Below are 21,371 nucleotides of genomic sequence, written 5' to 3'. Positions count from 1 at the left end.
TCTCTGGCGCCGTCAGTCTACCAGGGCAGCCAGTCGAACATGCCGCTGCTCTTGCTCTTGGCGGCCGCCTCCCTTTTGAGGCGGCGTTCCTTCTTGTACTCGTCCTCGCCGAGGTCACCCTGCGGCGCAGTGTCGGCGGCAGCGCGGTATTGCACCGGCGGCTCGCTCAGATATCTGCGGGTGGTCGGGTCGCCCTGTTTGCCTTCAGCCCGGCGGCGCATGATTTCCGCGGCGCGGTCCTTGTCCGAATCGGCCGGAGTCCAGGCTGGCGGGTGGCTCGAGCCCGACTGCTTCAGCGCGGCCTTGACCGACGCCGGATCCGTCTGCACGTCATCGATGACCTGCGCCTGGTAGGCCGGGTCGTCCTGATGCAGGGTGGCATCGGCGCGCAGGCGGGCACGGCGCTGCTCCGGCGATTCGGGCCATTCGGCACTCGCCGTCTCGATGCTTTCCTGCGGCGGCGGCAAGACTTCCTTCTGCCCCGGCCCTGGCTTCACCAGCGTGGGGCGCGGCTTGTAGTCGATACTATCCTTGCGTTTGGGTGCGAAGGAAAAAGCCCCGGTGAGGTCGCCGGCAAGCTGCGCGCCCGCGGTCTTGTCGGTCCCGTAGGTGGGCGAGCCCATGCAGCCGGACAAGGCGAGGCTCGATACGACAAGCGGCGCCAGCAGCGCGACGCGCGCGTAAGTTCTCTCGGTCATGCCAAAAAGTCCCACTGTAGACAGCCTCTCGATTGCCGCCGGCCAAAGAAAGGTCCGGCCCCCATCGCCTATGCTCTTCCGACGGAATTCCGGCGACAATTTGTCGTCCGGAGTTTCGCGTGTTTACCTCAACCACTCGTTAAGGGCAACGCACGGGGGCCGATCGGCCGCCCGCCGTGGCAATTGTGCACCGCCTTAAAGGCGGCTCAAAGCCTTCAGCTCATGCAGGACAGCTGCGTCACGGGCCGAAACATCCGGGAATTCCGGATCTGAGCCGACATCGGCGGTGTAGCGCCAGGAGCGTGCGCATTTCACCAGGCCGCGGTCCTCCGCCTTCTCGACGACCACGGCGACGCCTTTGACATCGTCGAGGGTAAAGCCGCCCGCCGGCGCCTTGCCGTGCGCGATAACCAGATCGCTGGTGATCGCCATCTCGGCCATGTCGACATCGGCGATCGCCGCTTCGAGTAGGGCATCGTCGAGAGTGACGACCGGCACCGCTTCCAGCGAAGAGCCGATGACCTTCTGCGCGCGGGCGATCTCCAGCGCGCCGGTGACGACACGGCGGACCTGCCGCACCTTGCGCCACTTCTCCGCCAGCGCCTCGTCCTTCCAGTCCGCCGGGATCTCCGGGAACTGGTCGAGATGCACCGAGACGACATCCGGATGACGGTCGAGCCAAGCCTCTTCCATGGTGAAAGGCAGCATCGGCGCCAGCCATTTCACCAGACAGTCGAAGAGATGGCGCACCACCTGCACGGAAGCCTTGCGCTTCACGCTGGAAGGCGCTTCGCAGTAGAGCGCATCCTTGCGGATATCGAAATAGAAGGCCGACAGCTCGATCACCATGAAGTCGAGCAGCGCGCGGGTGATGCGCTTGAATTCGAAGGCGTCGTAGCCCGAGCGTACGACTTCATCGAGCTCGGCGAGCCGGTGCAGCATCAGCCGCTCCAGCTCCGGCATCTTGTCCAGCGGCACCTCCTCGCCATCGTCATGGGCGAGCGTGCCCAGCATCCAGCGGATGGTGTTGCGCAGCTTGCGGTAGGCGTCGATGTTGGTCTGCAGCACGTTTTTGCCGAGCCGCTGGTCTTCCCAATAATCGGTCGTCACCACCCACAGCCGCAAGATGTCGGCGCCGGACTGTTTGATGACGTCCTGCGGCACGACGGTGTTGCCGAGCGACTTCGACATTTTCCGCCCCTCCTCATCCATGGTGAAGCCATGGGTGACGACGGTTTCGTAGGGCGCCCTGCCCCTGGTGCCGCAGCTTTCGAGCAGCGAGGAGTGGAACCAGCCGCGATGCTGATCGGAGCCTTCGAGATAGACGTCGGCCGGCCATTTCAGGTCGGGCCGGTCCTCAAGCGTGAAGGCATGCGTCGAGCCTGAATCGAACCAGACATCGAGGATGTCCATCACCTGCTGCCATTTCGAGGCATCGTGATTGCCGAGGAAACGCTCCTTGGCGCCGGCGGCGAACCAGGCGTCGGCACCTTCCTTCTCGAAGGCGTCCATGATGCGCTGGTTGACTGCCTCGTCGCGCAGGACATTGCCGTCGGCATCGGCAAAGACGGCGATCGGCACGCCCCAGGCGCGCTGGCGCGACAGCACCCAGTCAGGGCGCTCCTCGATCATGGCGCGGATGCGGTTCTGGCCGGCGGCGGGTACGAAACGGGTATCGTCGATGGCTTTCAGGGCGCGGCTGCGCAGCGTCGTGCCGTCGCCAAGCTCCTTGTCCATATAGACGAACCATTGCGGCGTGTTGCGGAAGATGATCGGCTTCTTCGAGCGCCAGGAATGCGGATAGGAGTGCTTCAGCCGGCCGCGCGCGAACAGCGCGTTTCGCTTGATCAGCTCGTCGATGACGGCCTGGTTGGCGTTGCCCTTCTTGCCATCGTCGTCGATAACGCGCGCCGCTCCACCCTCGCGGTCCGGGCCGAAGCCCGGCGCGTCCTTGGTGAAGAAGCCGGCATCGTCGACGGTGAAGGGGATCGCGGTGTCGATGCCACGCTGGCGAAGATCAGAGGCGGCATCCATCCAGGCGTCGAAGTCTTCTCGGCCGTGTCCCGGCGCGGTGTGGACGAATCCGGTGCCCGCATCGTCGGTGACATGATCGCCGGCCAGCATAGGCACAGGGAATTCGTAGCCACCACCCAGACTTTTGAGGGGATGCGAAAGCGTAAGATTTTCAAGCTCTTCGGCGCCAACGCCGCGAAGACGATTCAGGGTGACCTTGGCCTTCGCGGCAGCGTCGTCTGCAAGTTTCTCGGCAAAGATCAGCTTTTCGCCGGGCTGGGGGCCAAAGGCGTTCTCGGCCGCCGTGACCTCGTAGAGACCATAGTTGATGCGCGGCGAGTAATTGACGGCGCGGTTGCCGGGGATGGTCCACGGCGTCGTGGTCCAGATGACGACGTTGGCATCAAGCAGATCGAGCGACGTCTGCGTCAGCTTGGGATCCAGGGCTGGCTGCCCATCATCGATGTTGATGACCTGGCGAGCGAGGCTGACGACCGGAAACTTCGCCCAGATCGTGTCCGACTCATAGTCCTGGTATTCGACCTCCGCCTCGGCCAGCGCGGTGCGCTCGACCACACTCCACATCACCGGCTTGGAGCCGCGATAGAGCTGGCCGGACATGGCGAATTTCAGCAGCTCGCCGGCGATGCGCGCCTCGGCGTGGAAAGCCATCGTCGTATAGGGATTGTCGAAGTCGCCGACGACGCCGAGGCGCTGGAATTCGGAACCCTGCACCTTGATCCAGTGCGCCGCAAACTCGCGGCATTCCTGCCGGAACTCGTTGACCGGCACCTGGTCCTTGTTCTTGCCCTTGGCGCGGTACTGCTCTTCGATCTTCCATTCGATCGGCAGGCCGTGGCAATCCCAACCGGGTACATAGTTCGAGTCATAGCCGCGCATCTGGAATGAGCGGGTGATGACGTCCTTGAGGATCTTGTTCAGCGCATGGCCGATATGAATGTTGCCATTGGCATAGGGCGGGCCGTCGTGCAGCACGTATTTTTCGCGGCCGGCTGCGTCTTCGCGCAGCTTGCGGTAAAGGTCCATATCCTGCCAGCGCTTGACCAGCAGCGGTTCCTTTTCCGGCAAACCGGCGCGCATCGGAAAATCCGTCTGCGGCAGGTAGAGCGTTTTGGAATAGTCGATCGTCTCGGCGGTCTCGGTATCAGTCATTCGTCTGCCATATGCGTTGCCCGTCGGCAAAAGAGCCCGGGCGTTGAACTATCATGATCTGGAAAAAGCGCGAGAGGCCGCGCGCAAGATTCCCGGCGGCTCCGGCGGCGGTCAAGCCGCCCGGAACACCGGGCCTGTAATTCGTATCGCAGTCGCGAGAAGGCGCGAAAAGCTCGTCATGGCTGGGCTTTTAACTGAGACCGGCGATGTTGAAAAGCCCGAACTCTGATGCTTCCGCTAGGAGCGTACACCAATTGCGCCTATGTTTGTCGGTAGATGGCGTCGAGAGACCAGCATCTTCGGTTTGCATTTCACAGTTTAGCGCGCTGGAAGGACGGAATGTGACCCTGACGACTACCGAGTCCGCCTTGCGACTTGAACGCATTTCAACGATGGCGAATCGCGTTTTTGGCAACCATGAAAAGGCGCAACGCTGGCTGCGTAAGCGAAGTCGGGTTCTCAACGACGCGCCCATCGATCTCCTTCAGTCTGCAACAGGTGCCACGCTTGTGGAAGAGGAACTCAATCGGATCGGCTACGGCATAGTCGTCTGAGCCTTGCGGCTCTCCGTCGTGCACAACCCGCCCGCTCACATCGAGAAATCGAAGCGATAGGTCGTCGACACGCCGATCATGAACTGATCCCTGGAGCCCCGCTCCTTGACCAGGCTGGAATCGGCGGCCGGGCCCATCAGGCGGGAATATTCGCCGAACAGACTGGCCGTCATCGGCTCGGTCACCTTCCAGGTCACCGCGCCGCCCAGGCCCGCAGATTTCACCCCGCCGCCTGGATGATATTCGCTGAGCCCCGAGGCCAGTGACTCCTTGGCATCAACGCCATAATAGGCGTCGAAATAGTCCGATGAGGCGAATGAAACGCGCGGCCCGCCGGAAATCCTGACGTCGGGCGTCACATCGTAAAAGGCGTCGGCGGCGATGTCGGCGACAAAGCCGTTATGGGCGCGAATGCCGTGCCGCAATTCGGCGCGGGCACGCAGCCAATCCAAAGGATAGAATTCGAAGAAGCCGCCAGCCTCGCCGCCCCAGCGCACCGGGTCGAGACCCTTCAATTCGTCGGCGTCACCACCATCGCGGGAAAACAGGAACTTGCCTGTCAGGCCGGCGCGGACGCCGCCATCGTCGATCAATGCCAATGAGATATTGTCGTTGCGCGAGTTGAAGCGCGCCGCGGGACCAGCCTTGCCGAGCGAGATGATCGGCGAGGCGCTGAGCAGGTACTTCTTGCCGCCCTCGAAATTCGGCGCGACCATGCCGGTGGCGCCGACCGTCAGGTACCAGTCTCCGGACAGCCAGCCGAAGGTGCCCTCGCCGGCCTTGGCAACGCCGCAGGTGCCGAGCATGAATGCGGCCAAGACCGTCGGGATCGTCGGGACTGACCGCATCGTTACTCCATACGTCGAACGCATTGGCCGATACAACCAGCCTTCATCCAAGCCATGGCGCCATTTCGGTAAAATTTGACTTAATATCCGTAACATTGGCGGCGTTGGCCCTGTTTTCCGCATAGCAACGAATCGTATTGGCGCACCAAGATCCCAGATCAAGACGTCTGGAATGCGCCAGCAGTTGCCTCGGCAAGGGTTATAAATACTCGTGGACAAACGTGCCCGCGCTGTGAAGAGCGCGGCGACCGGCACTCAACCGCGCATTCCAAACCGGCCAAGCGTGAATCATATGCGGCCAAATTTCGAGACGTACTTTGACGTCAGTCGCGCCAGCGGCTTCCGCGAGCCGAGTTGCGTCCGACAACAGCGTCTCGGCCGAACCGACTTGTATAAGCATTGGGGGAAATCCGCTCAGATCGGCGAACAACGGCGAGATCAGGGGATCGCGCCGACCAACGCCATTGGGAACATAGGCGGTTGCCAGTTCCTCCAAATACGCCCGGTGGATGATGGGGTCGATTGCGTCCTTGGTTGATAGTGTCGCGCCGGACATCGAAAGGTCCGTCCAGGGCGAAACCAGCCAAAGACATCGCGGCAACGGCTCGCCTGCCGCGCGCAATATACTGACCAGGCACAGGGTGAGGTTGCCGCCCGCACTGTCTCCGCCAACCACGATGCGATCCGGCGCGATCCCTTGCCGCCTCAGAAAGCGCCATGCGGTGAGTGCGTCTTCATGTTGCGCAGGGAAAGGATGTTCCGGTGCGCGTCGATAGTCGATCGCGAGAGTGCGCATTCCCATTGCCCGACCTGCCTCTGTCACCATTCGACGATGACTTTTAGGAGAGCCGGAGCAGTAGCCACCACCGTGGAAAAACAGCAGAACCTTATCCCTGTCACTCGCAGGCGCCAGGGACCACTCTCCCTCGAGGCCATCGAAAACCACATCCTCGCATCGGATGTCCTCGGCAATCGGCCACACCGAACCAACCTCGTCGAGCCGTGCCCGGCGTTCGTCCCAGCGGACCGTTCGTGGCTTTGAGGTCAACAACCTGCGGACGGCGTTGATCTCCGTCAGATCGAGGTGTTCGTCCACGTCGCCCATTTTGCTTCCCTAGCCTCAGCAAGCGTAGAAAACGGCGTACAGCAGCACGTCATCGATAAAGGGCCAATGCCAGCGCTGGGGATTTTTCGTTACACTTGCGTCATGGCGAATACACGAGACGGCGGGTCGCCCCTAAACCCACTCGTCATCTTTAGCACTCCCCTCGCATATGGTCGAATATTCCATCTGATATTTGGCCTCTTCGGGACAAAGCGGAAGTGTGGCAAGCGGATCGCTCGGGGCGTGGCGCTCGCAGCCTGCTCGCTGGACGGGCAAGGCGATCGGCGCTACCTTCCGGAACAAAGAAGCTAGGCAACCTTGAGGGAGAAGGGTGATGACACTGCACGGCGACGCCTTGAAAGACGCCATTGGCCAGACGCGGGCGAAGTGGGGATGGTTCGTCGCGCTTGGGGTGCTGCTGCTTGTCTTCGGCGGCATCGCTTTCGGCAATCTGTTCATCGCAACCGTCGCCTCCGTCTTTGTCGTGGGCTGGCTGATGCTGATGGCCGGCGTTGTCGAGATCATCCATGCCTTCGGCGTGAAGACATGGGGCCGCTTCTTCTATTGGCTGCTCAGCGGCCTCCTCTACGCCGTCGCCGGCTTCTTCGCCTTCGACAATCCGGTCCTCGCCTCGACGGTGCTAACCTTCCTCCTGGCAGTCGCACTCCTTGCTTCAGGCGTGCTCAGGGCCTGGGTCGGCTACAGCCACCGGCCGCAGCCGGGCTGGGGCTGGGTGGTCGCGGCCGGCATCATCAGCGCGCTGGCGGGACTGGTCATCGCCATGGGCTGGCCGGTCAACAGCGTGTGGGTGCTCGGCCTGTTCCTGGCCGTCGACCTGATTTTCCAAGGCTGGACCTTCATTGCCGTCGGCTTGGCGCTGAAAAAGTAGATTCAGAAAGCTATGGCCGCGTCGAGCCCGGAAAGCGGCCTGACGCCGGCGAGCAGTGCCTTCGCCTCAGCCTCATCGCGCTTCATCTGTGCGACCAGCGCATCAAGCCCGTCGAACTTCACCTCCGAACGCAGGTAGCCGAAAAAGGACACGGCACAAATCTCGCCGTAGAGGTCGCCGGAAAAGTCGAACACAAAAGTCTCCAGCAATGGTGCGCCATTGTCGTCGACCGTCGGCCGGCGGCCGAAGCTGGCGACGCCATCATGAAGCGAGCCGTCGGCGCGGCGGAAGCGGACTGCATAAATTCCGTCCTTCAGGGTGGCTTCCGGCGAAAGCCTCATGTTTGCGGTCGGAAAGCCGAGTGTCCGGCCGAGCTGCTGGCCGCCGATCACCTCCGCCTCGACGGTGAAACGGTAGCCGAGCAGGCCGGCGGCCTCGGCCACATTGCCCTCGCACAGCAGCGTGCGAATGCGGCTCGACGACACCACCTCGGCGCTTTCGTCGCGGAAGGCATCGACCAGCGTGACGCCGAAGCCGTGGCGCTCGCCGGCCGCCATCAGATAGGCCGGGCCGCCTTGGCGGTCCTTGCCGAAATGGAAATCGAAGCCGGTGACGGCGTGGCTTATGCCGAGGTTGCGCTCGAGCACGCCGGTGACGAAAGCCTCCGCCGACAAGGAGGCGAACTCGCGTGTGAACGGCTGCTCGACCAGCGCCGCAAAGCCCAGATGCGACAGCAGCCGCGCCTTCATCGGCGGTGGCGTCAACACGAACAGCGGCATGTCCGGCCTGAACACTTTTCGCGGATGCGGCACGAAGGTCAGCACCAGGGCAGGTACGCCGCGACGCTCCGCTTCGGCGCGCGCGCGTTCGAGCACCGCCTGGTGGCCGCGGTGGACGCCGTCGAAATTGCCGATCGCCACCACGCCGCCACGCAGATGGGCCGGCAGCGGTGCGGTTGCGGAAATGCGTTCGAACATTGCCGTCATAGCTTGAACCTATTGCAGTCTGGGCTTGAACCTATTGCAGTCTGGGCCTGAACTTATTGCAGTCTGGGAATCACCGCGACCGGCCTGTAGCCGTATTTTTCGAGAAAGGCCGCGAGCCTGGCCGGGTCTGGCTGCAGCGCTTCACCGTAATCGCGGGCATGGATGCCGCCCGATACGTAGAGCACGTCGAAGCCATTATCGGCCGCGCCCTTGATGTCGGTCATCATGCCGTCGCCGATGGCCAGAACTTGCGAACGCTCGACCGTGCGGCCGAGAATGACGGCGATCTCTTTCATGGCGACCTCATAAACCGGCGCATAGGGTTTCCCGGCGATCAGGGTGCGCCCGCCAAGCTGCGCGTATTCGCGGGCCAAAGCCCCTGCGCACCAGATCATGCGTTCGCCGCGCTCGACGACGATGTCGGGATTGGCGCAGATGAAGGGCAGGTTCCTGGCACGCAGCCGCCGCAGAAGATCGGCATAATCTTCCGGCTTTTCCACCTCGTCATTGAACAAGCCGGTGCAGACCACGCCGGATGCTTCGAACTCCTCGACAAGCTCGACGTCGAGACCATCATAGAGCGTGAAATCTCGATCGGCGCCTATATGGAAGATCTTTCGCGGCCCGTCGGCGATCAGGTCGCGGGTCACGTCGCCGGACGTCACGACACGATCGTAGGCGGCGGAAGGAACACCGATAGCGTTCATCTGCGCCACCACGTCGGCGCTGCGGCGCGGCGAATTGGTGATCAGCACGACAGGTATTTTCGCCGCGCGAGCAGTGATCAGCGCGGCAGCAGCCGCGGGGAAATGCCATTCGCCATTGTGCACCACGCCCCAGACATCGCACAGGATGGCTGAATAGGCTCCCGACAGGTCTGCGAGCGAACCGATGATGTCGGGCGAATCCGCCATGCCGTTGTCCCTGTACCATGATGCTTGCAAGCGCCGCGACCGACGGTCCGTAGCGGCCGGCCCGGATTAACCGAAGCGCTTCGCTCTGTCACCAGCTTTCGTTGTGCCCGCAAGATTGCCGCCCGGGGCGCCGGCGGGGACGTGATGGCGAAAGCTTTTCTTTTCCAGCGCCTTATCCGCTTTTAGGGACTTTGCCGTGGAGAGCGCGGAGCGGCATTGCCGATTGCGGACGTGTGGTTAACGGGGATTGAAAAACCGTACCGACCTTGGACGTATTTTAGCAATCGGAAATTTAAAAATGCGTGGCATCGTCCGGGAAAAATAGGGCGGGGCGGGAATGCTGAAGGCAATAATCGGAAAATTCCGACACGACAGACGTGGCAACTACTCCTTAATGACTGCAATCACCATTGTGCCGCTGATGGCCGGTCTGGCGCTCAGTGTCGATTACGGGGAGTTGCTGCGCCAAAAGCACGAAACGCTGAACGCACTTGATGCGGCCGGCCTCGCCGCCGCCCAGCAGATCGTCGCCGGCGCCAGCGACGACGACGTCAAGGCCTACGCCAAGACATTTTTCGAAACCAATCTCGCACGTATCGACCCGGCGAACACAGCGCTGACCGTCACGCTGCCCAACAACAATGCCGGCGGCGGCACCTTGAAGCTCTGCGCCAGCCTCACCTTCCACCCCTATTTTCTCCCGGCCGCCAGCCTGCTGGTCGGCGGCACGGCAAGCGACACGACCTTCACCGAATGTTCGGAACTCCGCCTCAAGAACACCCTCGAAGTCGCGCTTGTGCTCGACAATTCCGGCTCGATGAGCGATCTCGGCTCCGGCACCGGCGAGAAGCGAATAGACCTGCTGAAGTCGGCCGCCAAGCAGCTTGTCGATACGCTGGCGCTTCAGGCGCAGCAGATGAAGCAGATCACCAAACCGGTGCAATTTTCTCTCGTGCCGTTTGCGGCCTCGGTCAATATCGGCCCTACCCACGATCAAGACGGCTGGATGGATCAGGACGGCATCTCCCCGATCCAGCATGAAGATTTCGACTGGACGACGATGAGTGCAGCCAACAATCCGGACAAATATGCCGAGAAGCTCAATGGCATCTGGTACAAGCGCGGCACCGGCTGGGGCGAGACCAAGGACCAGCCGCTGACGCGTTTCAGCCTCTACGCCGACATGACGGTCGAATCGGGCCGCGAAGAGGTACCCAATTCGAAGCAATATGTCTGCGACACATACAAGAAGAACGGCACCTGCCAGTACGGCCATTGGAGCGCACCGGAATATATCTATACGACGAGCCGCTATGCGAGCTGGCAAGGTTGCGTCGAGGCACGGCCATATCCCTACAATGTCGACGACATCACGCCCGACACAGCCGCGCCGGCCACGCTTTTCGTGCCGATGTTCGCCCCGGATGAGGCTGGCACTCTGTGGCTCGATTTCAACCGTGACGGCATCAACGACGTCATCAGCACGTCTTACAATTACGGCAACAACTGGTGGGCCGATTGGCCCTATGTCGCCGGTCCTACCGCTTCGCAGCGACAGTCTGACATGCGCAAATATTTCCTGATAAAACCGTACGGTTCGCAATCCGCAGCCGCGGGCGATGGGCCGAATTCCTCCTGCACCACCAACCCGATCACGCCGTTGAAGGACGTCAGCCAGGACGCCGAGAAGCAGGAGATCAAGGACGCCATCGACGCCATGGCGCCGAACGGCAATACCAACGTACCGGAGGGACTTGCCTGGGGCTGGCGAACGGTATCGAGCAACCCACCGTTCACCGATGGCCGGCCGAACAGCGAGAGGGGCAACGACAAGGTGGTCGTGGTGCTGACCGACGGAGCCAATACCTATAGCGCCGTCAGCGACGGCAGCTACGCCAACAACAGGTCGACCTACGCCGCCTACGGCTACACTGGCCTGACCTATCCGGGATCTGGAAGCGTGACCCGCCTGTTCATGAATACCAGCACCGATATCGGCAAGACGACCTATACCGGTGCCAACTACACGGCAGCACTCGACGAGCAGATGAAAACGCTCTGCGCCAATGCAAAGAATTCGAACATTCTGGTGATGACGGTGGCGCTCGACCTGTCGCCCACAGATGCCGGCGACAAGAAGGCGATCGATGCGCTGAAGGCGTGTTCCTCGGATTCGCGCTTCCGCAAGGATCCGGCCGACCCGAGCAAGCCGGCCAAGCTGTTCTGGAATGCGACGGGCGCGACGCTGTCCGACAATTTCAAGGAAATCGCCAACGAATTGTCGAACCTGCGCATCGTCGGCTGAAGGCGATGGGATTGGCGACGTAAAGGCAGAGGGGCGCAGCGCGCTGGCGCAAAGGCTCCTGCCCTCATGCCTTGCGGTGGGGGAAGCATGTGGTGAGTGTCCCCATCCGGAGATACGCTCTTGCCTGAACCCGCCAACCATCTCGCCTTCGCGCTGGTCTGCCTCGGCATGGTGCTGACGCCCGGCCCGAACATGATCTATCTGATCTCGCGCTCGCTGTCGCAAGGGCCGAAGGCCGGGCTGATTTCGCTGGGCGGCGTGGCGCTCGGTTTTTTATTCTACGTGCTGTCGGCGGCGTTCGGTATCACCGCGCTGCTGCTCGCGGTGCCCTTCGCCTATGACGTGCTGCGCCTTGCCGGCGCGCTTTATCTGCTGTGGCTTGCCTGGCAAGCGGTGAAGCCCGGCGGGCGCTCGCCCTTCCAGATCCGCGAACTGCCTAAGGACAGGCCGCGCAGGCTGTTCGCCATGGGCCTGATGACCAACCTGCTCAACCCGAAGGTGGCAGTGCTCTATCTGTCGTTGCTGCCGCAGTTCATCAGCCCCGGCAAGGGCCACGTGCTGTCGCAGCTTCTGGTGCTCGGTGCCACGCAGGTCGCCATCAGCCTGACCGTCAACGCCATCATCGCGGTGACGGCCGGCTCGATCGCCATCTTCCTCGCCGGGCGGCCGCTATGGCTGGTGATCCAGCGCTGGATGATGGGCACGGTGCTGACCGCGCTGGCCGTCAAGATGGCAACCGATGCGCAACGCTGATCGGGCCTACATCGGCCGTCTGACCTGCTGTGCCCGCTCCGGTTCGACCACCCTGCGGTAGAGATGCCAGGTCGCGTGGCCAAGGACGGGCATGACGACGGCAAGCCCGGCAAATAGCGGGATCGAGCCGATGACCAGGAGCACGGCGACCATCAGGCCCCACAGCGCCATCTGCAGCGGGTTTGTCATAACTGCGCGCGCCGACGTCTCGACTGCCGAGACCGCGCCGACATCGCGGTCGAGCAGCAGCGGAAAGGCGACGACAGTCGTCGCCAGCACGATCGCGGCGAAGGCGAACCCGGCCAGGTTGCCGAGCAGGATCAGTGTCCAGCCCTTGCTGGTCGTCAGCACCTCGCGAATAAAGCCGACGATAGAGGTCGGAGGCTGATTGCCGTACAGGCTGGTGTAGATCGATTGCGCGGTGAACAGCCAGAGCAGGAACAGTACCAGCAGCATGATGCCGATGACCGCAATCGCGGGCAGCGCCGGCGAGTGGCGCACGTCGAGCGCATGCCACCAGGATGTATCCATGCCGAACTCGCGCCGACGGCTGATTTCGTAAAGGCCGATAGCGGCGAACGGACCGACCAAAGCGAAGCCGGACATCAGCGGATAGATGAGCTGGATGGCATTCGAGCCCGACGTCCACTGCGTCAGGATCAGGCCGACCACCGGATAGATCAGGCACAGGAACACATAATGCGACGGCTTGGCCCAGAAATCCTCTACGCCGAGACGGAGCGCATCGATCAGATCCTCGGTGCTGATGCGGCGCACCCTGGGCTGTACATGCATTCCACGCGCGTCCGCCATGACATGAAAGCCAGCCATAACCTTTCTCCCGTGTGTCGGGGCGGTCACCGCCAGGATGGCCGCCCGCAGCTGCCACTTCAAGAACGGCGATATGATAGCCGATCTCGGCGCGCTTGTCGCCACCACCCGGCGCCAGGGCGCCGGGCGGCTGAACGAACAGATTAGGCCGCGAAGCGATCGATCACCTCGGCCAGCCGCACGTGACCGAGGCAAGCGCCTGACCCGGCCGGCTTTTCACCATCCTCGATGGCCTGCGCAAATCGCACGTCCGGATCGCTTTCGATCCGGCGGCGCAACGCCGCCAGCTTGGGATAAGCTGCGCCGTCGACCGCCTTGTGGAACTCCGCCCAGCGCGCCACGCCGATCAGCGTGGTATCGGCAAGCGTCAGCCGGTCGCCGACCAGGAAATCCGTGTCGAGGATCATCGCCTCGAGCTGGTCATGGCGGTTGGTAACGACCTTGCGGCCAAAGTCACGCAAGGTTGCCAGCAGCACCGGCTCGGGCGATTCCATTTCATATGCGGCCCAGAGCGGGGTGAAAGCGGCGGTGAAGCCGGTGTTCACGAAAGCCATCAGCTGGTGCATCCGGTCGGCTTCCGGCGAGCGAGGCTCAAAGCTGATACGACGTTGCGTATCGCGGGCTTCGAGCCAAGCGGCAATCGCCATGGTCTCGGTGAGCACCCTGCCTTCGTCGGTGATCAACACCGGCGTTTCCTGACGGCCGTTGATGCTGGCATAGGCGTCGTTCTTCATTTCAGTGAGCATGTCGACTCGACACAGGCGGTAGGGCTGTCCGACGCGTTCAAATGCAGCGACGAGCCCCATCGAACTTCCCAGCGGGAAGCCATAAAGGGAGGATAGGTTCCATTTCTTTGTCTCTTCCATGATTTAGGGATTACGCTGCGCAGCGAAACTTGACCCTAAACGCTGGTCGCCCCATGTAAATTACGCACTATTCTGTAACCAGGTCCCCCCATGAAAGATGTCGTCTCACGCTGCCCGATCGAAGAGACCATCCGTGTGCTCAGCGGTCGCTGGCCCACCTTGCTGCTCTACTATCTCAAGGACGGCACCAAGCGCTTCAGCGATCTGAGGCGTGACAACCCGACCGTGTCGCACCGCATTCTGGCTCTCGAACTGCGCAAGCTGGAGGACGCCGGGATTGTGCGGCGAACGGCGCATGCCGGCTATCCGCTACGCGTGGATTACGACCTCACGACGCCCGGTCTCAAGCTTGTGCCGCTCATCGAGGCCTTGGGCAGATGGTGGGAACATACCGGGGACGACCGGGTCGGCCAGGCTCCACCGATGCCGGAAACGAGGCTAGACACAGCGGCCTAGCCGATCGTGAAAATCTGACGCTTGCTATCCGAGGCTGGACAACCGCTTTGGATAGGATCCGGCCGAATGTCGGAATGCACGGACAGCGCCAGAAGCTGTCATTGCCGAGCAGATACTCTAACGTCGCGTTTGGGCCGGAAGCGGAGATCCGCTTTCGGGATGATTGGGCCAAAAAGCTGACCTTCGCGTCCAGCATAGCGTGGGCTGGTTTGCGCCACTTGCGGACCTTTGCCAATGATGCCGCGAAGGTCGCGTCTCGGACCCGTTGCTGCCCTTCGGTCACAGCTTGGGGCATATCAAAGGTGTGAACACGACAGACAAGCCAGTCGCGGAAATTGGCAACCGGGATGTCTGAACCGAAGGCGCTACCCCAGCCGGCGAACCGCTCGGTATTCGCGCGAGACGCTGAAAAAAACAGCTGTGACCACGAACGCGGCCGGCTGCTGCGGCTGAAGGGACGAGGCGTCGCGATCTGCGGCCCCCTCAGCCGGTCGACTTCTTGAAGTTGGCGAGGGCCTTGTCCCAGTTCACCACGCGCCACCATTCCTTGAGGTAGTCGGCGCGGCGGTTCTGATACTTGAGATAATAGGCGTGTTCCCAGACGTCGACGCCAATCACCGGACGCGCCCCTAGCTCGAGCGGCGTGTCCTGGTTGGCTGTGCTGACGATGTCGAGCTTCTTGTCCTTGTTCACGACAAGCCATACCCAGCCGGAGCCAAAGCGGCCAAGGCCAACCGCCGTGAGCTTTTCGGTCAGGCCCGCATAGCTGCCGAAGGTGCTGCTTATGGCGGCGTTGAGGTCGCCACCGGGCTGGTTGGGGCCCCCGGGAGTCATCAGCTCCCAGAAGTGAGTGTGATTCCAATGTCCCCCAAGATTGTTGCGCACGCCTTCCGGGACCTTGCCCAGATCTGCCAGAATAGCCTCCATCGGCGTGCTGGCGAGCTCGGGCCAAAGCGGCACGAGTTGATTGCAGGCATTCACATAAGCGGCGTGATGGCGGTCGTGATGGATCATCATCGTGGTCGCGTCGATGTGCGGCTCTAATGCGTTGTTCGCGTAGCCGAGCGGTGGGAGCTTGAAGGGTTGGGTCTCCTGCGCAAAGGCCGCGGCGCCCAACAGGGTTGTGTTGGCTGCCGCGGCCGATGCTCCTGCGAGAAATAGAAGACTCTGACGCCTGTTCATGGTGTAGCTCCGGGTGAAAGTGGAACGCCAATGCTGCATGCTGTTCGTTTACGAGGTGTCGCGACTCCAAGCATCGCTTCGCGAAATTCCCTGAGGGTTAGCCATTGTTCCGATCAGTGTTGAACGAGATAGGTTTCAATCCTGCCGACACCTGCCAGTTCTACATTACAGCGCGGTTCGAGCTTCCAGGAGGTGTGCAGGGCCTGCTTGGTTGCCTCCGAAATCTGCATGCGGTCGGCCACGCCCTGGGACTCGAGCCGGCTTGCAATATTCACGGTTTCGCCCCAGACGTCGTAGACGAACCGATGCCGGCCGATCAGGCCCGCGATCACCGGTCCCGTGTGCACGCCAATGCGGATCCGAAAACCATCGTTGCCCCACGCTAAGGGCTTCAACGCGTCCAGCATGGATTTCCCCAGTGCCACGATCCTGTCGGCATGGTCAGCTGCCGGTTCCGGAACACCGCCCGCAGCCATATAGGCGTCTCCGATGGTCTTGATTTTCTCCACGGCATGCTTCTCCGCCAAGACGTCGAACGTGCTGAATAGCCCGTCGAGGCGTTTGATCAGGTCCGACGGCGGCAACCTTGCCGCTATGCTCGAGAAACCGACAATATCGGCAAAAAGAATGGTCACTTCATCGAACCGGTCGGCAATGAACTCTTCGCCCCGTTGCAGCCGTGCCACGATCTGACCGGGCAGGATCGCATGGAGAAGCGAGTCAGCCCGCCGCTTCTCCGCCTCGATCCGCTGAAGATACTGGTGCTCGCGGTCGAGCCAACGTTTCTTCTCCAAACTCGAGTTGATCCGGGCGCGCAGCAGGACCGGATTGAAAGGTTTAGGCAAGTAGTCGTCGGCCCCTGCCTCGATGCAGCGGACCACCGCGTCCACTTCGTCCAACCCCGATATCATGATGACAGGGATATGCCGCCATCGGCGCTCCGCTTTCAATCGCGAGAGCACCTCGATGCCGTTCATGTCCGGCATTAGGACGTCCAGCAGAACCAGGTCGAACTCGTGTTCCGCGAGGTGAGTCAGCGCCGACGGACCGGACTCGGCAGTGACTACCTGATGACCGTCACGTTGCAAGCGGCGCGAGAGGAGACCGCGGTTGCTGGTGATGTCGTCGACGACAAGTATGCGGCCACCGTGACCGGAGCTTGCGTCGTGCTCTGCCTTGATCAGTGCCCGTTCGAGCCCTGCCACATCGATCTCAGCCTGATCCGTGGTCCGCGGTTCCTCGCTGTCGGGTGCGCGCGAGAGGCCGGCAATCGCATCGACATGCGCCAGCAACTCAGCCGCCGCGGCGAGCATCACCCTGACATCCTCTTCCAGCGCGTATTCGTGCAATTCTTCGGCTTCTTCACGAATCATTTCGGAATAGCCGATGATGGCGTTGAGCGGCGTTCGCAAGTCGTGGCGCAGTTTCGCCTCGATCTCGACCCCTGCCCGGTTCTGATTGTCCGCTTTGCCGTGGATCAAGCTGTCGATCAGGCTACTCAATTCGCAAGCAGCGGCGCCAACCTTCTCTAGATCCGGTCTCATGTGGCCCAGACCGAGATCCTGCACCTGCTCGGTTAGCAACTCCTGAAATCCTGAGATTGCCCGCGCCGGTCCGGCGAGCTGTTGCGCCAGATGGACGGCGATCGCATGGCGTTGGAACTTGTTCTTAGCAGGCATATTTTCAAACCGTCGGTCCGCGCCTCATCGATTCGCGGCAAGCAATTGTTCAATTTTCTGGACAAGTCGCGACAGGTCCACCGGCTTGCTATCGTAGTCATCGCAGCCTGCCTCGAGTGCCATTTCGCGATCGTTGGCCATCGCGTGCGCAGAAAGCGCAATGATCGGGATCCCGGAGGTGGCCGGATCAGCCTTGATCCGCCGGGTCGCCTCCCACCCGTCCATGACCGGCAAGCTCATATCCATGAGGATGAGATCGGGCCTTTCCGAAACGGTGAGTTCCACGCCCGACTGTCCGTTTTCCGCAATGAGGACTTCGAACCCACGCCGTGACAACCGCCGCAAAAGCATGTCGCGGTTCAATTCGTTGTCTTCTACGAGAAGGATCCTCGTCATCTTTAGCTTCCTTCAGCCATGGGGGTGGTTCCGCGATCGGCAATGCTGGCACCTGTCGACCCAAGTGGGAAGATCTGGCGCTCGAGGGCCTCGACCAACTGAGACCGACTATTTGCGCCCTTGATTACAACCGCGACCGCCCTGTCGCGAAGCCACTTGAGCTCGTCCGCCGATAAATCCTTGGAAGTCACGACGACGACCGGAATGTTCTGAAGCTCGGGCACCTGCTGCATCTCGTTCAGGGTCTGGAACCCGTCCATTTCGGGCATCAGCAGATCAAGCAGGACCAGACGCGGTAACAACCGCTTCATCAGCTTGAGGCCGCGCAGGCCATCGCTTGCCTCGTGAACCCGCCAATCCTTCTTGATCAGGATACGCCGAAGGAAGTCGCGGGAGGCTTGATCGTCGTCAATAACAAGCACATCGCGGTTGCCGCCGCCGCAAGCCTCTATTGTTCGTATAAGCTTCTGGGTGTCGATCGGCTTCGTGAGGTATTCGACCGCACCGAGTGAGAGGCCGAGTTCGCGATCTGCAAGTATCGTCGCAAGGATTACCGGAATCTCGCAGAGCTCCTTATCGCCCTTCAGTGAGCGCAGCACTGACCAGCCGTCCTGATGCGGCATGATGATGTCGAGAACGATTGCGGCCGGGCGATGCGCTCGCGCCGCGGCTATGCCTTCCTCGCCGCTTGCTGCTTCGATTGATGCCAGTCCCGCCTCAGCCAAGGACCTGGCGATGAGAGTTCGGGCGGCTGGTTCGTCATCTATGATCAGAACCGCCTGCTCCGAGGGCCTCGACGACAGCGGCTCGGCGGGTTTCTGCTCGCCAGGTTCTTCGTCGCACTCGGCTGGAATCTCCATTGTGAAAGTCGAGCCTTTTCCGAACTCGCTTTTAACGGTTACAACGCCTCCGATCATGCGGCAGAAACTCCGGGTTATGCTGAGGCCCAATCCCGTCCCGCCGTAGTTGCGAGTGGTGGAGGCGTCTGCCTGCGTAAAAGCATCAAAGAGCCGTTCTTGCTGCTTTGGCGTCATCCCGATCCCGGTGTCGGACACTGTGAATATCAGCCAGTCGCCGTCCGATCTCCTCTCGCGTCGAATCGCCAGTGTTACACGGCCCCCCTCGGTGAACTTGGCTGCGTTACTGAGGAGATTGAAGAGGTTCTGACGCAACTTCGTCTGGTCCGAATGCATCTTCCCGAGGTCGCCCGCGAGGTCCATAACGAAACTGTTTCGGTTTTTCGCCATCAGTGGCGCGACTGTGGCCTGGACATCGCGCAACAAGTCGGCGACGTCGAAAGTCTCCAGGAAATTTGCCATCTTATTTGCCTCGATCTTCGACAGATCGAGGATGTCGTTAATGAGCGCGAGGAGATGGCGACCGGCCCCGGCGATCTTTTCCACATCTGGCACGAACTCATTCATTTGCTGGTCGCTCGCCTCTTCGATCAGCATCTCGCTGTAGCCAATGATCGCGTTCAGTGGAGTGCGCAGCTCGTGGCTCATGGACGCGAGGAAGCTGCTCTTGGCCTCATTTGCCGCTTCAGCATGACTCTTGGCCCGCTCGAGTTCGACCTCTCTCTGCTTCAGTTCCGTGATGTCGGTGTAAACGGCGACGGTCCCGCCGTCAGGGGTCTTTCGTTTGCTGACGCGGACCCAGCGTTCTCCAAAGCGACCCTCGTGGACGAAGCCTGCCGGATCCTTCTGGATGCGCAGCCTCTTCGCAATCCATTCCTCCGGCGACGCGCCCTCAAGGTCGACGTGCCCGCTCGCCAAGCGTCTTTTCAGAATATCCTGAAGGCTTTGCCCCGGCAGAGTAGCTCGGTCATTGTCGGGAAAGATTTCGCAGTATTTGCTGTTGGCAAGAAGGACCTTGTCCTCCGAATCGAACAGGACAAATCCGTCAGAAATCGCCTCGAGTGCCGCTCCGATCGTCCGTCTTTGCCGCTCCGCCTCATCCTCCAGTCGTTGCTTTGCAATTGCGCTCGCCCGGAAAAGCCGAAGCGTCCGCGCCATCGCGCCGAGCTCGTCCCCTCCCTCTGCCTGTATTTCGACGTCGTAGCGTCCTTCCGTCAGATTTCCGATTACCCGGTTCAGCCGCCGCAACGGTCCGACGATCGAGCGAAGAACAAGGATGGTGAGAAGCGAACCGATCATCACCACGATGGCCACCAGAACAGCAGCAGTAGTCGCCGTTTTCTGGGTTTCCGTTACGACCTCGTTGCGAGCGGCTTCTGCCTCGGCGCTCGCTCGGTCGACGAGTTTGTTAAGCGCAGCATCCACGTTTGCGCTGTGGGTACGCGCCTCGGCGAGGAGAGTGTTGCCGATGATGCGGTTGTCTTGAGTATAGCTGTCTGCCGCCTCTAGCGCTGTTTTGACATAGGCATCCATCTCAACGCGGATTTCCCTGACCGCATCCGGTGATGATTTCGAAAGGCGGTCCAGATGTGCCAGTAGTCGCTCGCGCGCCTGCTCGGCATTACGCTGGGAATTCATCAACAAGCTAACCGACAGATCAGTCAGCCAGTATCGCAATTCGCCGAATGTTGCGTGCGCCGCAGCCGCAGTGGACGCGGCGTCGAAAAATGCTTTGGTCTCCGCAGTTCGATCTGCACTGCGATAAAGTGCCTGTGTGAGAAAGATTGACGATACGATGAGGCTGATAAGGCCGGCCGCTGTCAGCGCAGCTATGCGGGCCGAAATCGGTAGATGGGCAAAGGGACGCGCAAAGGGCCTCGCCGGCGCCGATACCGTTTCCACGCGGTGCGGTGATTGTTCCAAAGCGCTCATTTGAACAAGACGATGCTTATCGCGCCTCCCAGATCGCCCGCTTTGCCGCCCTCCTTTGGGTATCCTGTCACGTCGATCTCGCCCTTCGGCTCGCCGTGGCAGGAAAGACACGAGCCAGTATAGTATTCGGGCAGCAGCATTCGAAATGCAGGGCGTCCATCCGCCTCGGTGACTTCCGTGTAGGCTTCTCCCTTTGCTCTCTGCGGATCCAGCAAGACGCTTTCGATGATCCGTGCTTCCCATGCGTCCGGAAGCGATTTGCGGTTGCGCACGAGTTGCTCTGGCGCGGTCACGCGCACCCGAGCTTCGTTGCCGGCCTTGGCAGCGAACTTGTCATTCATCAGACGCGCAAACACCGCCGGCACGAAGCCTTTGAAAGCGGTTCCCGCGCGGTTGATGTTATCTTGCTGTTCGTCCACCACCTCTCGCATCGCCTCAATCTGGGCCTCAAGCAGACGCCGGTCGCGCTCGGTCAATCCGCCCGAAAGCGGGTCGTGGCCGGTGTGTTTTGAGTATGCGGCGATGGCTTCTCTCGTAATGCGCTCACCGTCGAGGTGCTTGTCGCCAAGAGCAGGATCATTGATGAGCGTCTGATAGTTCGAGATGATGCTTCGCCCCGCACGGAGCAATTCCGCGAGTCGCGTTCCCGTCACGACATCCTCGGTAACTCCCGCTCCGATGGCAGACGACACGACGAGTGCGCAGCCGACAAGAACAGCGGCAATGAAAGTCCGGGTCAACGTTGACATGGCGGACATTTCCGTTCCCTTCAAGGACGGCCTTTAGGGTATATTAGCATAACACGATAAAAGGCGGGGACCCAGCGGCAAACTTTGCTGGTTCCGCAACGAACAGTCTGGGCGACTTGCGACCCGCGAGCTCGGCCCTTTTTGTTGCGCTGTGGGTCGGCTTGAGCGAGATTCTAATCGCCTGC

The 21,371-nt window shown here is 61.3% G+C and carries 19 protein-coding genes; 6 read left to right on the top strand and 13 right to left on the bottom strand.

Annotation, left to right across the window (positions count from 1 at the left end; genetic code table 11):
- Nucleotides 1-17: 17 nt before the first annotated feature.
- Entirely contained in the window at nucleotides 18-698 is a 681-nt protein-coding gene (locus tag X760_RS44040; protein WP_023717129.1) for a hypothetical protein, read from the bottom strand.
- A gap of 195 nt (nucleotides 699-893) precedes the next feature.
- Nucleotides 894-3,884 (bottom strand): isoleucine--tRNA ligase, encoded by a 2,991-nt coding sequence (gene ileS / locus X760_RS44035; protein ID WP_023717128.1) that lies wholly within the window; start codon nucleotides 3,882-3,884, stop codon nucleotides 894-896.
- 43 nt (nucleotides 3,885-3,927) lie between these two features.
- Here ileS and X760_RS76155 point away from each other — a divergent pair, with 43 nt between their 5' ends.
- Both X760_RS76155 and X760_RS77780 read left to right on the top strand, forming a co-directional pair.
- Nucleotides 3,928-4,113 carry a hypothetical protein gene (locus X760_RS76155; protein ID WP_023717127.1) on the top strand — a complete coding sequence of 62 codons (186 nt, stop codon included), beginning with the start codon at nucleotides 3,928-3,930 and terminating at the stop codon, nucleotides 4,111-4,113.
- 112 nt (nucleotides 4,114-4,225) lie between these two features.
- Nucleotides 4,226-4,438: an MbcA/ParS/Xre antitoxin family protein gene (locus tag X760_RS77780; protein WP_023717126.1), complete on the top strand. Its 213-nt coding sequence runs from the start codon at nucleotides 4,226-4,228 to the stop codon at nucleotides 4,436-4,438.
- Between the two features lie 35 nt (nucleotides 4,439-4,473).
- Here X760_RS77780 and X760_RS44020 read toward each other — a convergent pair whose 3' ends face one another.
- Both X760_RS44020 and X760_RS44015 read right to left on the bottom strand, forming a co-directional pair.
- Nucleotides 4,474-5,286 (bottom strand): MipA/OmpV family protein, encoded by an 813-nt coding sequence (locus tag X760_RS44020; RefSeq protein ID WP_023717125.1) that lies wholly within the window; start codon nucleotides 5,284-5,286, stop codon nucleotides 4,474-4,476.
- Between the two features lie 199 nt (nucleotides 5,287-5,485).
- Entirely contained in the window at nucleotides 5,486-6,391 is a 906-nt protein-coding gene (locus X760_RS44015) for an alpha/beta hydrolase (protein WP_031193457.1), read from the bottom strand.
- A 334-nt stretch (nucleotides 6,392-6,725) separates the two neighbouring features.
- Here X760_RS44015 and X760_RS44010 point away from each other — a divergent pair, with 334 nt between their 5' ends.
- A complete protein-coding gene (locus tag X760_RS44010) occupies nucleotides 6,726-7,280 on the top strand; it encodes an HdeD family acid-resistance protein (RefSeq protein WP_023717123.1) in 555 nt (184 codons plus the stop codon).
- Between the two features lie 2 nt (nucleotides 7,281-7,282).
- On the opposite strand, the gene X760_RS44005 is transcribed toward X760_RS44010, so the two are convergent.
- A complete protein-coding gene (locus tag X760_RS44005; protein WP_023717122.1) occupies nucleotides 7,283-8,266 on the bottom strand; it encodes a bifunctional riboflavin kinase/FAD synthetase in 984 nt (327 codons plus the stop codon).
- Nucleotides 8,267-8,319: 53 nt separating this feature from the next.
- Nucleotides 8,320-9,180 carry a TIGR01459 family HAD-type hydrolase gene (locus tag X760_RS44000; protein ID WP_023717121.1) on the bottom strand — a complete coding sequence of 287 codons (861 nt, stop codon included), beginning with the start codon at nucleotides 9,178-9,180 and terminating at the stop codon, nucleotides 8,320-8,322.
- Nucleotides 9,181-9,517: 337 nt separating this feature from the next.
- Here X760_RS44000 and X760_RS43995 point away from each other — a divergent pair, with 337 nt between their 5' ends.
- Complete coding sequence (locus tag X760_RS43995) at nucleotides 9,518-11,485, top strand: pilus assembly protein (protein ID WP_031193455.1); 1,968 nt, start codon at nucleotides 9,518-9,520, stop codon at nucleotides 11,483-11,485.
- A 120-nt stretch (nucleotides 11,486-11,605) separates the two neighbouring features.
- The gene (locus X760_RS43990) at nucleotides 11,606-12,238 is read left to right on the top strand and encodes a LysE family translocator (RefSeq protein WP_023717119.1); all 633 of its coding nucleotides are present in this window, start codon (nucleotides 11,606-11,608) and stop codon (nucleotides 12,236-12,238) included.
- 6 nt (nucleotides 12,239-12,244) lie between these two features.
- Here the strand turns inward: X760_RS43990 and X760_RS43985 are convergent, their stop codons facing one another.
- Both X760_RS43985 and X760_RS0136995 read right to left on the bottom strand, forming a co-directional pair.
- Nucleotides 12,245-13,069 (bottom strand): DUF2189 domain-containing protein, encoded by an 825-nt coding sequence (locus X760_RS43985; RefSeq protein WP_023717118.1) that lies wholly within the window; start codon nucleotides 13,067-13,069, stop codon nucleotides 12,245-12,247.
- 143 nt (nucleotides 13,070-13,212) lie between these two features.
- A complete protein-coding gene (locus tag X760_RS0136995) occupies nucleotides 13,213-13,875 on the bottom strand; it encodes a glutathione S-transferase family protein (protein WP_031193453.1) in 663 nt (220 codons plus the stop codon).
- Between the two features lie 150 nt (nucleotides 13,876-14,025).
- Here X760_RS0136995 and X760_RS43980 point away from each other — a divergent pair, with 150 nt between their 5' ends.
- Nucleotides 14,026-14,391 carry a helix-turn-helix domain-containing protein gene (locus tag X760_RS43980; RefSeq protein WP_023717117.1) on the top strand — a complete coding sequence of 122 codons (366 nt, stop codon included), beginning with the start codon at nucleotides 14,026-14,028 and terminating at the stop codon, nucleotides 14,389-14,391.
- A 483-nt stretch (nucleotides 14,392-14,874) separates the two neighbouring features.
- On the opposite strand, the gene X760_RS43975 is transcribed toward X760_RS43980, so the two are convergent.
- From X760_RS43975 to X760_RS43955, 5 genes are all read right to left on the bottom strand, one after another.
- Complete coding sequence (locus X760_RS43975) at nucleotides 14,875-15,573, bottom strand: superoxide dismutase (RefSeq protein WP_084642425.1); 699 nt, start codon at nucleotides 15,571-15,573, stop codon at nucleotides 14,875-14,877.
- 113 nt (nucleotides 15,574-15,686) lie between these two features.
- Nucleotides 15,687-17,252: an adenylate/guanylate cyclase domain-containing protein gene (locus X760_RS43970; protein WP_023717115.1), complete on the bottom strand. Its 1,566-nt coding sequence runs from the start codon at nucleotides 17,250-17,252 to the stop codon at nucleotides 15,687-15,689.
- 24 nt (nucleotides 17,253-17,276) lie between these two features.
- Nucleotides 17,277-17,648 carry a response regulator gene (locus X760_RS43965; RefSeq protein WP_023717114.1) on the bottom strand — a complete coding sequence of 124 codons (372 nt, stop codon included), beginning with the start codon at nucleotides 17,646-17,648 and terminating at the stop codon, nucleotides 17,277-17,279.
- 2 nt (nucleotides 17,649-17,650) lie between these two features.
- A complete protein-coding gene (locus X760_RS43960; RefSeq protein WP_023717113.1) occupies nucleotides 17,651-20,437 on the bottom strand; it encodes a response regulator in 2,787 nt (928 codons plus the stop codon).
- Nucleotides 20,434-21,195: a DUF3365 domain-containing protein gene (locus X760_RS43955; RefSeq protein WP_023717112.1), complete on the bottom strand. Its 762-nt coding sequence runs from the start codon at nucleotides 21,193-21,195 to the stop codon at nucleotides 20,434-20,436. The genes X760_RS43960 and X760_RS43955 overlap by 4 nt, the downstream gene beginning before the upstream one ends.
- Between the last annotated feature and the right edge of the window lie 176 nt (nucleotides 21,196-21,371).

The organism is Mesorhizobium sp. LSHC420B00 (assembly GCF_000503055.1).
Lineage (GTDB): Bacteria > Pseudomonadota > Alphaproteobacteria > Rhizobiales > Rhizobiaceae > Mesorhizobium.
Note: the sequence above shows the minus strand (reverse complement) of the source record. Positions and strands in the feature narration are given on the sequence as shown.